Origin of the sequence: Bradyrhizobium ottawaense (assembly GCF_002278135.3) — a bacterium.
Classification (GTDB): Bacteria; Pseudomonadota; Alphaproteobacteria; order Rhizobiales; family Xanthobacteraceae; genus Bradyrhizobium; species Bradyrhizobium ottawaense.
Map to the genome: position 1 here is coordinate 806739 of NZ_CP029425.2, position 14082 is coordinate 820820.

14 protein-coding genes are annotated in these 14082 nt (G+C 65.2%); 9 read left to right on the top strand and 5 right to left on the bottom strand.

Translation table 11 applies throughout. The features are described 5' to 3' along the window. Positions 1–185: 185 nt before the first annotated feature. The 4 genes from cobS to CIT37_RS03770 all read left to right on the top strand — a co-directional run bounded on the left by cobS (position 186) and on the right by CIT37_RS03770 (position 5730). The gene (cobS, locus tag CIT37_RS03755; protein WP_028141859.1) at positions 186–1184 is read left to right on the top strand and encodes a cobaltochelatase subunit CobS; all 999 of its coding nucleotides are present in this window, start codon (positions 186–188) and stop codon (positions 1182–1184) included. Between the two features lie 142 nt (positions 1185–1326). After that, on the top strand, positions 1327–3228 hold the full coding sequence (gene cobT, locus CIT37_RS03760) for a cobaltochelatase subunit CobT (protein WP_028141858.1): 1902 nt from the start codon (positions 1327–1329) through the stop codon (positions 3226–3228). Beyond that, positions 3225–4319, top strand: coding sequence for an esterase-like activity of phytase family protein (locus tag CIT37_RS03765; RefSeq protein ID WP_095424761.1), 1095 nt, complete (start codon positions 3225–3227; stop codon positions 4317–4319). Before cobT ends, CIT37_RS03765 begins: the two co-directional genes overlap by 4 nt. A gap of 298 nt (positions 4320–4617) precedes the next feature. Next, positions 4618–5730, top strand: a complete 1113-nt coding sequence (locus CIT37_RS03770; RefSeq protein ID WP_095424762.1) for an NADH:flavin oxidoreductase/NADH oxidase — start codon at positions 4618–4620, stop codon at positions 5728–5730. Between the two features lie 73 nt (positions 5731–5803). Here the strand turns inward: CIT37_RS03770 and CIT37_RS03775 are convergent, their stop codons facing one another. Then, positions 5804–7093: an IS4 family transposase gene (locus tag CIT37_RS03775; protein ID WP_038951373.1), complete on the bottom strand. Its 1290-nt coding sequence runs from the start codon at positions 7091–7093 to the stop codon at positions 5804–5806. Between the two features lie 451 nt (positions 7094–7544). Here CIT37_RS03775 and CIT37_RS03780 point away from each other — a divergent pair, with 451 nt between their 5' ends. Continuing rightward, positions 7545–7952, top strand: a complete 408-nt coding sequence (locus CIT37_RS03780; protein ID WP_028141855.1) for a hypothetical protein — start codon at positions 7545–7547, stop codon at positions 7950–7952. A gap of 47 nt (positions 7953–7999) precedes the next feature. Here the strand turns inward: CIT37_RS03780 and CIT37_RS03785 are convergent, their stop codons facing one another. The 3 genes from CIT37_RS03785 to CIT37_RS03795 form a co-directional block, all read right to left on the bottom strand. After that, positions 8000–8245 carry a PilZ domain-containing protein gene (locus tag CIT37_RS03785; protein WP_026201681.1) on the bottom strand — a complete coding sequence of 82 codons (246 nt, stop codon included), beginning with the start codon at positions 8243–8245 and terminating at the stop codon, positions 8000–8002. Positions 8246–8589: 344 nt separating this feature from the next. Then, the gene (locus CIT37_RS03790; RefSeq protein WP_095424753.1) at positions 8590–9903 is read right to left on the bottom strand and encodes a T6SS phospholipase effector Tle1-like catalytic domain-containing protein; all 1314 of its coding nucleotides are present in this window, start codon (positions 9901–9903) and stop codon (positions 8590–8592) included. Positions 9904–10031: 128 nt separating this feature from the next. After that, entirely contained in the window at positions 10032–10166 is a 135-nt protein-coding gene (locus CIT37_RS03795; RefSeq protein ID WP_275937776.1) for a hypothetical protein, read from the bottom strand. Positions 10167–10709: 543 nt separating this feature from the next. Here CIT37_RS03795 and CIT37_RS03800 point away from each other — a divergent pair. The 4 genes from CIT37_RS03800 (at position 10710) to CIT37_RS03815 (ending at position 12505) form a co-directional block, all read left to right on the top strand. Further along, positions 10710–10976 carry a hypothetical protein gene (locus CIT37_RS03800; RefSeq protein ID WP_038973646.1) on the top strand — a complete coding sequence of 89 codons (267 nt, stop codon included), beginning with the start codon at positions 10710–10712 and terminating at the stop codon, positions 10974–10976. Further along, positions 10969–11265 (top strand): hypothetical protein, encoded by a 297-nt coding sequence (locus tag CIT37_RS03805; RefSeq protein WP_038951164.1) that lies wholly within the window; start codon positions 10969–10971, stop codon positions 11263–11265. Before CIT37_RS03800 ends, CIT37_RS03805 begins: the two co-directional genes overlap by 8 nt. A gap of 189 nt (positions 11266–11454) precedes the next feature. After that, a complete protein-coding gene (locus tag CIT37_RS03810; protein WP_028141851.1) occupies positions 11455–11733 on the top strand; it encodes a DUF1488 family protein in 279 nt (92 codons plus the stop codon). 223 nt (positions 11734–11956) lie between these two features. Beyond that, the gene (locus CIT37_RS03815) at positions 11957–12505 is read left to right on the top strand and encodes a hypothetical protein (protein WP_244611364.1); all 549 of its coding nucleotides are present in this window, start codon (positions 11957–11959) and stop codon (positions 12503–12505) included. Between the two features lie 302 nt (positions 12506–12807). On the opposite strand, the gene ftsZ is transcribed toward CIT37_RS03815, so the two are convergent. Beyond that, positions 12808–14043, bottom strand: coding sequence for a cell division protein FtsZ (ftsZ, locus tag CIT37_RS03820; RefSeq protein WP_099421832.1), 1236 nt, complete (start codon positions 14041–14043; stop codon positions 12808–12810). Positions 14044–14082: the final 39 nt, after the last annotated feature.

The following is a 14082-nucleotide window of genomic DNA, read 5'->3' on the forward strand; positions in this document are numbered from 1 at the left end:
GTGATTCGCAAGGCAGCCCTCCAAAAACTGCGTTCCTTGCCTATCTAAATGAAAAGACAATGGAACTTTGATTGTGGCACGGGCTTCTGCCGGCCACTGGTCTCTGATAGGTTGATTTTCAGCACCCAGCCGCAGCCAACGTGCAAATAACCGGTTTCGGGACCGCCCGGGACCTCGGAGGATTGATGACGACCGCCGCCCTGTCCAAAGTTGAGGAAGTTTCCGGTCTGCCCGACATGAAGGTGTCGGTGCGGCAGGTGTTCGGGATCGACAGCGATCTCGAAGTCCCTGCCTATTCCGAAGTCGATCCTCACGTGCCCGAAGTCGATTCCGACTATCGCTTCGACCGCGCCACCACGCTCGCCATTCTCGCCGGCTTCGCCCGCAACCGCCGCGTGATGGTGACCGGCTATCACGGCACCGGCAAATCCACCCATATCGAGCAGGTCGCGGCACGGCTGAACTGGCCCTGCGTCCGCGTCAACCTCGACAGCCACATCAGCCGTATCGACCTCGTCGGCAAGGACTCGATCGTTGTCCGTGACGGCAAGCAGGTCACCGAATTCCGCGATGGCATTTTGCCCTGGGCGCTGCAGAACAACGTCGCGCTGGTGTTCGACGAATACGACGCCGGCCGCCCCGACGTGATGTTCGTGATCCAGCGCGTGCTGGAAGTCTCGGGCCGCCTGACGCTGCTCGACCAGAACAAGGTGATCAAGCCGCATCCGGCGTTCCGGCTTTTCGCCACGGCGAATACGGTTGGCCTCGGCGACACCTCGGGCCTCTATCACGGCACCCAGCAGATCAACCAGGGCCAGATGGACCGCTGGTCGATCGTCACCACGCTGAACTATCTCAGCCATGACGAGGAAGTGGAGATCGTGCTGGCCAAGGCCAAGCATTATCGCACGCAGGAAGGCCGCGACATCGTCAACAAGATGGTGCGCCTCGCCGATCTCACCCGTAACGCTTTCGCCAATGGCGATCTGTCGACGGTGATGAGCCCGCGCACGGTGATCACCTGGGCCGAGAACGCCGACATCTTCGGCGATATCGGCTTCGCGTTCCGCGTCACCTTCCTCAACAAGTGCGACGAGCTCGAACGTCCCCTGGTCGCCGAGTTCTACCAGCGCTGCTTCAACGCAGAGCTGCCGGAATCGGCGGTGAATGTGGCGCTGAGCTGATCTCTCACGGTGTGTCGTCCCGGCGAACGCCGGGACCCATACCGCGTGATGTTTCGATTGAAACGACGCTGATAGTTTCCTGACACGAGAGCGGCCGGTGGTTATGGGTCCCGGCGTTCGCCGGGACGACAGATAGGGTCAGATGACCACCTCCAACTCCAAATTCCGCAGCACCAAGGAAGCGCCGACCGAGCCGTTCAAGCGCTCGGTGGCCTCCTGCCTCAAGGCGATCGCCAAGACGCCGGAGCTGGACGTCAGTTTCGCGGCCGAGCGGCCGGGCCTCGCGCCCGGCAAGGCGCGGCTGCCCGAGCCCGCGCGCAAAATGACCAAGCGTGATGCCGCCATCGTGCGCGGTCACGCCGATTCCATCGCGCTCAAGATCGCCTGTCACGATGCCAAACTGCATCGCAAGCTGATGCCCGGCAATCCGCAGGCGCGCGGCGTGTTCGAGGCGGTGGAGCAGGCGAGGGTGGAGGCGATCGGCGCGCGGCGCATGGCGGGCGTTGCGAAAAACCTCACCGCGATGCTCGACGACCATTTCCACCGCGGCAAGTTCGACGAGATCACCGACCGTGCCGACGCGCCGCTGGCCGACGCGCTGGCGATGCTGGTGCGCGAGCGCCTGACCGGCATGGCGCCGCCGACGGCCGCGAAGAAGATGGTCGATCTCTGGCGTCCCATTCTCGAAGACAAGATCGGCAAGCGGCTCGACCGGCTCGACACCCTGGTCGAGGACCAGACCCGGTTCGGCGACGCCGTGCACGATCTCCTGACCGCGCTCGATATCGGCGACGAGCGCAACGCCGACAGCGAAGACAATGACGAGAACGACGAGAACCAGGACGGCGACAACGACCAGTCCGGCGCCGAAGGCTCGCCCGATTCCGACGCCGCGCAGGAGATGAGCGCCGACCAGGCGCAGGCGAGCTCGGAAGAGATGAGCGAGAGCGCGATGGAAAGCGCGCAGGCCTCGACCTCGGACACGTTCGACGACGGCGAGCTCGGCGACGACGAGACGCCGGGCGAGGCGACGCGTCCGAATTCGCACGGCAAGAACGAGCCGCGCGGGCCGGAATATCACGCCTTCGCGCCGAAATTCGACGAGATCATCGCCGCCGAAGACCTCTGCGACCATGACGAGCTGGAGCGCCTGCGCGCCTATCTCGACAAGCAGCTCGCGCATCTTCAGGGCATCGTCGCCCGCCTCGCGAACCGCCTGCAGCGCCGCCTGATGGCGCAGCAGAACCGCGCCTGGGAGTTCGATCTCGAAGAGGGCATTCTGGACCCCGCGCGCCTGTCGCGCGTCGTCACCGATCCCTATCATCCGCTGTCCTTCATGCACGAGAAGGAGGCGACGTTCCGCGACACCGTGGTGACGCTGCTGCTCGACAATTCGGGCTCCATGCGCGGACGGCCCATTACGGTCGCGGCGACCTGCGCCGACATCCTCGCGCGCACGCTGGAGCGTTGCGGCGTCAAGGTCGAGATTTTGGGATTTACCACGCGCGCCTGGAAAGGTGGCCAGTCCCGCGAAGCGTGGCTTGCCGCCGGCAAGCCGGCCAATCCCGGCCGCCTCAACGATCTCCGCCACATCATCTACAAGTCGGCGGATGCTCCGTGGCGTCGTGCGCGAAAAAATCTCGGCCTGATGATGCGCGAGGGTCTCCTCAAGGAGAACATCGACGGCGAGGCGCTGGACTGGGCGCATAAGCGCCTCCTGGGCCGGCCCGAGCAGCGCAAGATCCTGATGATGATCTCGGACGGTGCGCCGGTCGACGATTCCACGCTGTCGGTCAATCCCGGCAATTATCTCGAGCGGCATCTGCGCCACATCATCGAGGAGATCGAGACCCGCTCGCCGGTCGAGCTGATCGCGATCGGCATCGGCCACGACGTGACGCGCTATTATCGCCGCGCCGTGACGATCGTGGATGCCGAGGAGCTCGGCGGCGCCATCACCGAGAAGCTCGCTGAACTCTTCAGCGAGACCAACACCGCACCCACCCAGCCGGCCGGTCGCCCGCGACGCAAATTGCATTCGTGAGCACGCATCGATCCCGCCGCAGCTTTATCGGCTTTGCAGCGGCGGGATTTTCCACACTCGCAGTCTCTCGCTTCGCGCTGGCGCAAGCCGCGGCCGAGCCGCCGCCGCGCGCGCTTCAGGTCGAGAACGCCGTCGTCGAGCCTGTCAGCGTCGAGGTCAACGCGCGCGCCATTCCCGATTTCGAGCCGCGCGACCGCACGCGCACGCGCTTCGGCTCGCTGGACTATCGCAGCGGCCTGGTGCTGACCTCGCGCTATCGCGGCTTTGGCGGATTGTCCGGCATCCGGCTCGACGCCAAGGGCGAGGGCTTCCTCGCGGTCTCCGACCAGGGCGGCTGGTTCACCGGTCGCATCCGCTACGCCAATGGCAAGATGACCGGGCTCGACGACGTCGAGGCCGCGCCGCTGCTCGGCGCCGAGGGGCGGCCGATCACGGAAAAGCGCCTGTGGTGGGATTCGGAATCGATCGCGCGCGACGGCAATTTCGTCTATGTCGGGCTTGAGCGCGTCAACCAGATCCTGCGCTACGATTTCTCCAAGGGCGGCACGCGCGCGCGCGGCGAGGTGGTGCCGGTGCCGGCGGGGATCCGCAAGCTGCCCTCCAACAAGGGGCTGGAGGCGCTGGTCGTCGTGCCCAAAGAAAAGGACAAGGGCAAAGACCAGAACATGCCGCTGGCGGGCACTCTGATCGCCTTCTCCGAGCGCGGGCTGGATGCCGACGGCAACCTCACAGCCTTCCTGATCGGCGGTCCCTCGCCCGGCCAGTTCAGCGTGCGCCGCACCGAAAAATACGACATCAGCGACGCCGTGCTGCTGCCCTCCGGCGAGCTTCTGATCCTCGAGCGCAAATTCTCCTGGTTCACCGGCGTCAACATCCGCATCCGCTCGATCCCGCTGAAGTCGATCGCCCCTGGCGCGCTGGTCGACGGCCCCGCGCTGTTCGCCGCCGATCTCGGCCACGAGGTCGACAACATGGAAGGCATCGACGCCCACGTCACGGCCGACGGCGAGACCGTGCTGACGCTGATCTCCGACGACAATTTCTCGATGCTGCAGCGGACCTTGCTGCTGCAATTCACGCTGGCGGAGTAGGCCACTGCTGTCGTCCCGGGGCGCGACGAAGTCGCGAGCCCGGGACCCATACCCACAGGGCGTGATTTGACGATGACCCGGAGTGGCAGTTCGCTCGACGACTTTGTCCTGTGGCTATGGATCCCGGATCTGCGCTGACGCTTGTCCGGGATGACAGGGGAATTTGCCGCGTCATCTCGCGACCACATTGCGGGAATGCACGCCGAGGCGAGCCGCCATTCCCCAGCGCGCCTAGCAATCGTCTGTCCGCATACTACACTCTTTCCACTGCCCCTCTCATCCCCCGGAACTCCCCCGCATGAGCGTCCTGTTTTCCCCGATCAAGCTGCGCGGCCTGACGTTGAAGAACCGCATCGTGGTGTCGCCGATGTGCCAATATTCGGCCGACGACGGCGTTGCCAATGATTGGCACTTCACCCACATCAACAATCTCAGCCTGTCGGGCGCGGCGATGTTCTGCATCGAGGCGACCCATGTCGAGGCGATCGGCCGCATCACGCCGGGCTGCCTCGGGCTCTACAGCGATGCCGCCGAGGCCGCGCTGAAGCAGGTGCTGACCTCGGTGCGCAAGCATTCCTCCACCGCGATCGCGATGCAGCTCGCCCATGCGGGCCGGAAAGCGTCGAGCGCGCGGCCCTGGGACGGCGGCCAGCTGATCCCGGTGGAGCAGGGCGGCTGGCAGACGGTGGCGCCATCGGCGCTGCCGCACAAGGAAGGCGAAGCCGCGCCGCTCGCGCTGGACGCAGCGGGCCTCAAGCGCATCCGCGAGGCCTTCGTCGATGCAGCTCGCCGCGCCGAGCGCATCGGCATCGACGCCATCGAGCTGCACGGCGCGCACGGCTATCTCTTGCATCAGTTCCTGTCGCCGATCTCCAACAGGCGCACCGACGAATATGGCGGGTCTTTGCAGAACCGCATGCGCTTTCCGCTCGAGATCTTTGATGCGGTGCGCGCCGTCTTCCCGCACGACAAGCCGGTCGGCATGCGGGTGTCGTCGACCGACTGGGTCGAGGGCGGCTGGGATCTGGCGCAGACGATCGAGTTCGCCAACGCGCTGAAGGCGCGCGGCGTCGACTGGATCGATGCCTCCTCCGGCGGCGTCTCGCCGCTGCAGAAGATCCCGCTCGGCCCCGGCTATCAGGTGCAGTTTGCGGAGGCGATCAAGCGCGAGACCGGATTGCCGACGATCGCCGTCGGCCTGATCACCGACGGCAGGCAGGCCGAAGAGATCGTCGCATCCGGCAAGGCCGACATGGTCGCGCTCGCCCGCGGCATGCTCTACGACCCGCGCTGGGCCTGGCACGCCGCAGCCGATGTCGGCGGCGAGGTCGAAGCCCCGCCGCAATACTGGCGCTCGCAGCCCTCGACGCAGAAGGCGCTGTTCGGCAAGACCACGTTCGGGGCGAGGTAGGGGCCGCGTGTGCGTGCTGCACGTGTGGCGCGATATCCGCACCACAAACTCTGCTGTCGTCCCTGCGCATGCACTAGGGCATGCACATATCTCTGAGGCTCCATCCTGCTGCGACGGCGTTGAAGTATTCGAGGCCGTTTTTGAAGGTGATCGGGCCCGGCGGCTTGGACGATGGGTAGCCATCCCACCCGCCGAGACGGCCGATGATCCAGGCGGCCCAAGCGAGACTATCGGGCGGATGTGGGTTCTTTAGTCGCTTGCTCGCGGCTTCGAGTTGCCGGTTGAGGGCTGTGAGCGCGCCAATTTGGCCGTTGTCGAAGGCCGCGAGAATGGGCTGGCGACCACCATTGCGGGCCTGCAGAAGCTGGATGGTGATGACGGCCGCCTTGGCGGCGATCGCAACCAGCTTGAGAAGCCGATCGGCGGATCCGATCTGACTGTCTTCGAGCTTGAGGCCTTGTGTCTTCAGGATGCGGAAGAACTGCTCGATGATCCAGCGCTGCTTGTACCATTGGACGATGCGCCAGGCGTCCTCGATGCTGGTGACCTCGTGAGAGGTGAGAAGCCGCCAGTGCAGCGGCTCTATGCCGGTTTCGGCGTTAATCTCGCGCACATCGACCACCGCCAGCGGCAAGCTTTTCGGCAGATGGTGCAAGAACTTATTCTGCGGGCGGGCGAGCTCGATTGCGCCAAAGCGAAGTTCGAGGTGGGCCAGGCGAGCCGGCCGCGCGGCGCGCGCAGGCAGTTGGATCATACGCTGGTCCACCGCGGCCATGGCATCGCTGGCCTCATACAGGCTGCTGCGGTCGGCAAGCTTGCGATCATGCATGCTGCGCGCGATGACGTGGAAATGTTGCTTGGCCGAGCTGGCATAAAGGGCAAAAATATCGCTCTCGCGGTCACCCAGCACCGTCACCGCCGCGGCCTTGGTGAGCAGCGGCCTTGCCGCCACGGCAGTCGATATCCAGCGTTGCGATTCCTTGTCCGATAATTCCCGATCATCATGCGAGGTCGTGCGGCGACCTGCGCGCGTCCATATCTGCCCGCTCAAAAGCCCAAGACAGCTGCCGTCGTCGGCGTCCACAGCCAGCAGCGGGTGCAGCAGCACGCCGTGGTTATTGCCTTTGCCGATTTCTCCGAGCCCGCGCCGGCGTTGCGGCGTGGTGTTGAAGTGGATCTCGCTGGTGTCCTGGATGGCCAGCACGTGGCGGCCTTCCACGGCAGGGCCCGTGCTATTGCTCCAGCTTTCGATGATCCGATCCACCGTCACCTTGTCATGGCCAAGAAAGCGGTTGAACCGCACTTCCAGCGCGCGGTTCCCCCTGGAGAGCTGCCGAAGGCAGACAGTTTTGCCCGCAACCATGCGTTCAGCGAGCGCCGCCCCCCTTTATCGAGACGACGATCCCCGAACCGGCCCAGCGTCCAGTCAATCCGTGACAACATCGCAGCACCCCCGTCCAAACCATGGAGTGCCGCAATAGGAATCACATAGATCTCCGATTCTGGAACCCCCAGGGCGAACCCGAGTCAATCCGCCGCACCAGATATGTGCATGCCCTAGTGCGAACGCAGGGACCCATAACCCCAGGAAGCAGTTTGGCGAAGACTGGTTGTGGAAGAGTCCTCCCGGGGTACAAGCACCGCCGTCTTATAGATAGATCACGCGGTATGGGTCCCTGCGTGCGCAGGGACGACAGCGGAGAATGTCGCGCGGCGCTTTCGCCCACCCCTCCCCCTCCGTAAATCTCCCCAGCTTCCACCCCCCGCAAAACTGGCCTAACCTTGCGCGACCCCACTCCTCGCGGAGGCCCGCCATGCGTTTTCGTGTTCGCCAAACCGCCCATGTGTTCGAGCGCGTGGGGCTTGCGATGGCCGGCGCGGCGTGCGGGCTGTTCGTCGGCGCCTATGTGGGATCGGCGATATCAGCGCTCACCACGCAGGGGTTTCTGATGGTGATGATGCTGCTGGGCTTCGTCGGCTTCTATCTCGGCATCGACACGCCGCAATTGCCGTTCGACGAGGCGCATAGCGCGATCGACGCCGCCGAATTCCTCAGCGCGGCCGGGACGCTCTGCGCCACGCTCACCGCGCTCGCCTCCGTCGCCGTCATCGTGCTCCGTCTCGACCCGCACATGGCCTGGACCTGGCTCGCTCTGCTCGGCTGGATCGCCGGCGTCGCCATGCAGATCGTCGGCGGCGCGAAAGCGAGGATGCGGAAGTAGCTTCCTCTTGACCCTCCCCCGCAAGGGGAGGGCAAGCAAGATGTCCCTCAGAACACCACGCCCACCCGCGTGCCGCGCTTCCAGGCGATGCGGCAGCGCTTCTTGGTGTTGACGTGCAGCAACTCGAATCTGTCGGGGATGTTCACCTGGCCGCCGAGATCGACGCAGGCCCCGCCGGGCGAATAGTCGATCAGCGTGCAGTTGATCACAGGCGCGCGCGGGTCGGTGATGATCTTGGCCTGGCGCGACACCAGCCCGGCAGGCTTCACGCGGGCATATTTACGCGGATACATTGGCACTCTCCTCCAATTCCGCAGGTCTAGCGGCGGATCCTGTGCAGGATGATGCGGATGAGTTGATGCGATCCGGCTAAGGCGGGCGGGAGAATTTTAATGAAAAGTAGCGGCGAAGGAAGAAAGCGGCGGTAGCGGGGTGGGGCCGCCTCAAACTCCGTCGTCGTCCCTGCGAAAGCAGGGACCCATACCGCGTGATGTCTCGGTTGCGCCCGAAAGCAGTCCCGAACAACGAGTCTTCGCCAAACCACTTCCTGTGGTTATGGGTCCCTGCTTTCGCGGGGACGACAGCGGTGATGTTGGCGCACCTGCCTCCACACCCGTTAATGAGAGCGCCGCCCTCCTCACATCTCCGCCGTCTCCATCTCCGCATGCTGCGGCCCCACCGGCATCGGCACCGTCACGTACTCCTTCGGCAAATTCACCGGCCGATAGTCCGGCTCCACGGCCATCCGCTTCAACACGCTCTCATGCACATGCGCGCCTTCGGGGATGGGGCGCGGCTCGCAATCGGGGATGTAGAAGCCGGGAAACACTTTCCGCTCCGGCCACTCCCGGTACTTCGCGCTCTTCGGCAGATATTCCAGAACCCGCCAGCCCGGCGTCATCGAATCGTGCAGCACGCCCGTCTTCCCAGTGTAGGCCGGCTCGACGTATTGAAACGGTGAGTTCTTGCGCTGGATGCCCCAGGCGAGCTGCTTGATGGTCGCGGGGTTGAAGTTCAGCCCCGCCTTCTCCGCCTCCGCGATCATCCAGATCAGCGGATATTTCGAGTCCCCGCTTTGCGCCTCCGGATAGCCGCCGCCGACGTCACTGTGCACGCCGGCGAACCACACCTGCAGAATGTCCTGCGGCACCTTCTTCTCGTCGGGGACATACCGGTTGCTCCAGAACTCCTGCGGCTCCCAGTACTTCTTGAGGCGGAACATGCAGCGCCGCTCGTCGATCGCGATCGCCTGCCGGAAGATCTTGACGCTGGGGTTGCGCAACGTGAAGGCGAGCTCCTCCAGGCTCGGCCAGAACAGCCGGTCGGCGCGCGGCACGATCACGCTCGCCACGGTGTCCCACACGCCGATGAAGTGGATGGTCGGCCAGCGCGTCGAGGTGATGCGCGCGAACTGGGCGGCGAGATCAAACTCGTCCTTCGGCAGCGGCCCCTGGTCGTCGAAGGCGACGTCCGAGAGATCCTCGACGTCGTTGCCACGCCCGGTGCCGGAATATTGCTTGTAGGCGACGAGGCCCGAGCCTGCGAGGTTCGCCTGCTCCGGCCTGATCAGCCCGACCTTGTGGATCAACCCCGCCAGCACGCGAACCGTGTAGGCCCCGCGCGAAAAGCCGAACAGGTAGATGCGGTCGCCCGGCGCGTAATGCTCGACCAGGAAGCAATAGGCCGACAGCACGTTGTCGTCGAGCCCGTAGCCGGTGGCGAGCCCCAGCACCAGGTTGATATTGGCTTTCAAGCGGTGCCACGTCGTCGGCTCCGTCACCGTGCCGACGCCCGGATCGTAAAACACCATCTGCCGCGGCTGCGTCCTGTCGGTCTTGCGCAGGCAGCGATAGAGCTTCAGGACGTTGGAGATGTTCTCCGAGATCTCGTTGCCGGTGCCGTCACAGCAGATGACGAGGTTCTTCGGCGCGGTCGTGCGGTCGTGCTCCACGGGTCATCCCCTCCCGGTAATGCTACCGGGACGAGTATAGCAAAAAAGCGCGACGGCGAGGAGCCGGCGAACTCAGCCGCGACGGCGCTACGCTCCCTCGTCCCGCAGGCGGGGCGGGCGAAGGAAGCCTACTTCTTCTTCCCCGGTCCGAAATCCGGCTGCCAGGCCACATCCTTGCGGCTCGGCGCTGCCGCGATCACCTTGGCCTTGTCCTTCTTCGGCTTCTTGGTCTCGCGATTGCCGCGTTGCTGTCCCTTGGCCATGTCGGTCTCCTTCTGAGATTTATCTGGGGGTGCGAGTTCGTCCAGTTCGTCCGATTGCAGCACGCGTCCGCGCGGCGTGCAGACCCTCACGTCGATGGCGCCGTCGCGCAGAAATTTTCGCGCCAGCCGCAGCGCAAGGCTGGCGCTGCCGCGGCCGAGATTGGCGCAGCCATATTCGTGGTGGCGCTGACGAGATAGGGCACGCGAATGGCCCTAGCCATTGAAGATGGCCGCCGCGCACACCAGCAGCAGAAGGAACAGCGGAACCACCACCGGCGGCACGATCCATTCGGAAAGGCGAAACTGCGACATGCTTGCTCCTGCTCGAACTTGCGGCGGGAGCGCACGTGACCCTCAGTCACCGGTCGAAGCCGTTGCGAGATGTGCGGTGATGCGATGACTCTACGCCTGCACCGCGCCGATAGCGAGGGCTAAAACGCCGCGCGCGCCGCCGACAATAACGCTGGCTATTGCCGCGCAACGCGCGCATGCTCGCGCTCGCCAGCGTCCGGTGGGGCCCCTCTTTTTGAAAGGCAGGCGCGCATGACCATCCGCTCGCGGCACGAATTCGTGACGTTCAAGCATCCGTTTCACATCCGCGGCATTGCGCGCGAACTGCCGGCGGGCCGCTACGAGGTCGTCACCGACGAGGAGATGATCGAGGGCCTGTCGTTCGCCGCCTGGCGCCGCGTCGCCACCATGATCACGGTGCCCACCGAGGGCGCGCGCGGCGGCACCACGGAAGTGCATGCGATCGGCTCGGTCGACCTCGCGGACGCTCAACGCATCGATGCGACCGCCCATGACTGATGTTCCGGTCGAGCTCGACAAGCATCGCGGCATGGCTGCGCAAAAGGCCACCGATCTGCGCCGCGCGCTGTCCGAGGTCGAGAACAATGTCCGCGAGCTGCGCGAGCGCGAGGCCGATCTCGAAAGCCGCATGCTGACGGTGCCGGCGATGTCGTGGCCGGAAGCCGCGGTGAAGGCCCGCTATCTGCTCAACCTCTATGCCGCCGGCCTGCCCGCCGAGGACACCCGCCACCGCGCGCTGGTGGCCGCCCTGTTCGACGATTTCGCAAGGCTCAACGGCGACGGCTGAAGGCGGCCGCCCCACGGGTGTCGTCCCGGACAAGCGAAGCGCAGATCCAGGACCCATAGCCACGGAATTGAGTTGTTGCAGATGCTCGTGCCACGGCGTGCTTGAATCAAGCCGACCGGGTCACAGGTCCCGGCCCCCCGTGCGCAATGGCGCACCAGGCCGGGACGCGCGCAGTACAGGAGTAACCCCATGACGCTCACCAGCGGCCGTTTCATCGGCCACGACCAGGACCGCGGCATCGTCCAGTTCTCGATGCAGGACGGCGCGAAGGAATTCGCCTGCGCGATCTCGACCTCCGCCATGGACGATCTCGAGCGCGGCCCGCGCGCCCGCCCCAATGAGCGCGAAGCCCAGTTCACCCGCCTGCGCGAGCGCATCGAAGCCTGCGCGGGACGGAAGTACCAGGCGACGGAGTTCGAAGGCACTCCGCCGGGGATCGTGCTGCGGAGCATTGATTTTCGGGGGTAGGGGACACGGACGGCCCCATTGCCCCTCATCTGTTGATATTAACCCCTTGTTAACCATGCGGTTGCCTAATGTTGACGATGGGGGGATCACCATGTCGGCCCATGTGACGCGACCGAGGTTGATGCCTGTTTCGGCCGATCCGGCCATCCGGTCGGTGGCGAGGCTGGCGGTTCGCGCCAGGGCCGTCCTACAGGGCAAAGCGCCTGTCCTACGGAGCAAAGCCATGTTCGGAAAGGACGACTTAGTGGACAATCTCAGCCGCGATCTCGATCGCGCGCGCGGACGACGCGATGCGCTCGCATCCGAAGCCACGACCCTGACGGCCCAGATCGCCGAAATCGAAGCCCGCCTTTCGGAAGAGAAGAAAAGGCGGGAGCGTGAGCGCGTCCTGAGCGAGATCGAATTGATCAAGACGCGAGTCAAGCAGGCCGCCGGCGCGTTTGCGCCCGTCGTCGACGGTCTCTCCAGCGCGATCGAGCAGGCTGCGGCCGTCGTGCCCGAGGCGCGCGAGCTCAATAGTTTCCTCGTGTCGGTGGCGACCGAGATCGACAGCGTGCTCGATCCGCTCTTGCGCGAACTGGATCAGCGTGCGGATGCGGTGCGATCCGGACAGGCAGCGCTGGACTTGCCGAGTTCGGCCGTTGAAGCGCCGCCCATCGAGCTGCCGAAAGACCCCAACGAACGCCTGCTTCGCTTTCCGGCCTGGCTGTCGCGCGACAAGGAACCGGACAAGAAGGAAACCGCGGAGAGCCCGCGCAGCACGGCAGCGTGAAGCATCGGCGGCTGGTTTCGTTGCGGCGCATCCTTCGAGACGCCCGATCGAGGCGGGCTCCTCAGGATGAGGACTCGTTTCCGCGGCGAGATATCAAACATTCATGGTGAGGCGCCCGCCAAAGCGGGAGAGTTGTTGTTTTACTCCGTCATTCCGGGGCGCGCCTCTTGGCGCGAGCCCGGAATCCATACTCACGATGGTGGTTATGGATCCCGGGCTCGCGACTTCGTCGCGCCCCGGGATGACGACCTGTTGTTGGACTCCGTAGTCGACATGCAAGCAACCGCGGCTCTCTCGACCCCTCAGTTGGCGGCGCGGCGCAGGAAGGCCGGGATATCGAGAACGGCCTCGTCGGGCGCATTGCGCGCAGGCGCGCGGCCGTAAGGATCGAGCGGCTGAAGCGCCGCCTGCCGCGCATGGTCCAGGCCCGGCCGTGCCGGTGGCCCCACGGGGTGGTGCGGCTGCGGGCGGAGCGGCGGGCTGCCCGCTTGCGGAATGGGTGCGCTGCGCTCGATGCGATCGGCGATGCGGCGGCTGTCGTTGCGCAGCCTGCCGGCGAGCTGCGTGAGGGCGGTTTCCACCGGCAGCGCCTGCGCCGGGTCGAGATTGTCGATACCGGTCGCCACCACCGAGACGCGGACGATGCCTTCGAGGCTTTCGTCAAAGGACGCGCCGACGATGATGTTGGCGTCCGGGTCGGCCTCGTCGCGAATGCGGCTGGCCGCTTCGTCGACCTCGTACAGCATGAGATCCTTGCCGCCGGTGATGGAGATGATGAGGCCGCTGGCGCGCTTGATCGAGGGGTTCTCGATCAACGGATTGGAGATCGCGGCGACGGCGGCGGCGAGCACGCGCTTCTCGCCGGAGGCCTCGCCCCGTCCCATCATGGCCTTGCCCTTCTCCTTCATGACGGAGAGGACGTCGGCAAAATCGAGATTGATCAGGCCTTCCTTGACGATGAGGTCGCTGATGCAGGCTACGCCCGAATAAAGCACCTGGTCGGCAAGGGCGAAGGCATCGGCGAATGTGGTCTTGTCGCTGGCCACCCGGAACAGGTTCTGGTTCGGGATGATCAGGAGGGTGTCGACCGTCTTCAGCAGCTCCTCGATACCGGCCTCGGCAAAGCGCATGCGGCGCTGGCCCTCGAAGTAGAACGGCTTGGTGACCACGCCGATCGTGAGAATGCCGAGCTCGCGCGCGGTCCTGGCGACGACGGGTGCAGCCCCGGTGCCGGTGCCGCCGCCCATCCCCGCCGTCACGAACACCATGTGCGCGCCGGTCAACTGATTGCGGATCGCATCGATGGCCTCCTCGGCTGCGGCGCGGCCCAGCTCCGGCTGCGAGCCGGCGCCGAGGCCTGCGGTGACATGTGTGCCGAGCTGGATGAGGTGCTTCGCCTTCGACATGGCCAGCGCCTGCGCGTCGGTGTTGGCGACCACGAACTCGACCCCTTGCAGCCCGGCCGTGATCATGTTGTTGACGGCATTGCCGCCTGCGCCGCCGACGCCGAACACGACGATACGGGCCTTCAATTTCATGGATATCGATATTGCCAGCCATTTTTCCCTCGCGATTGG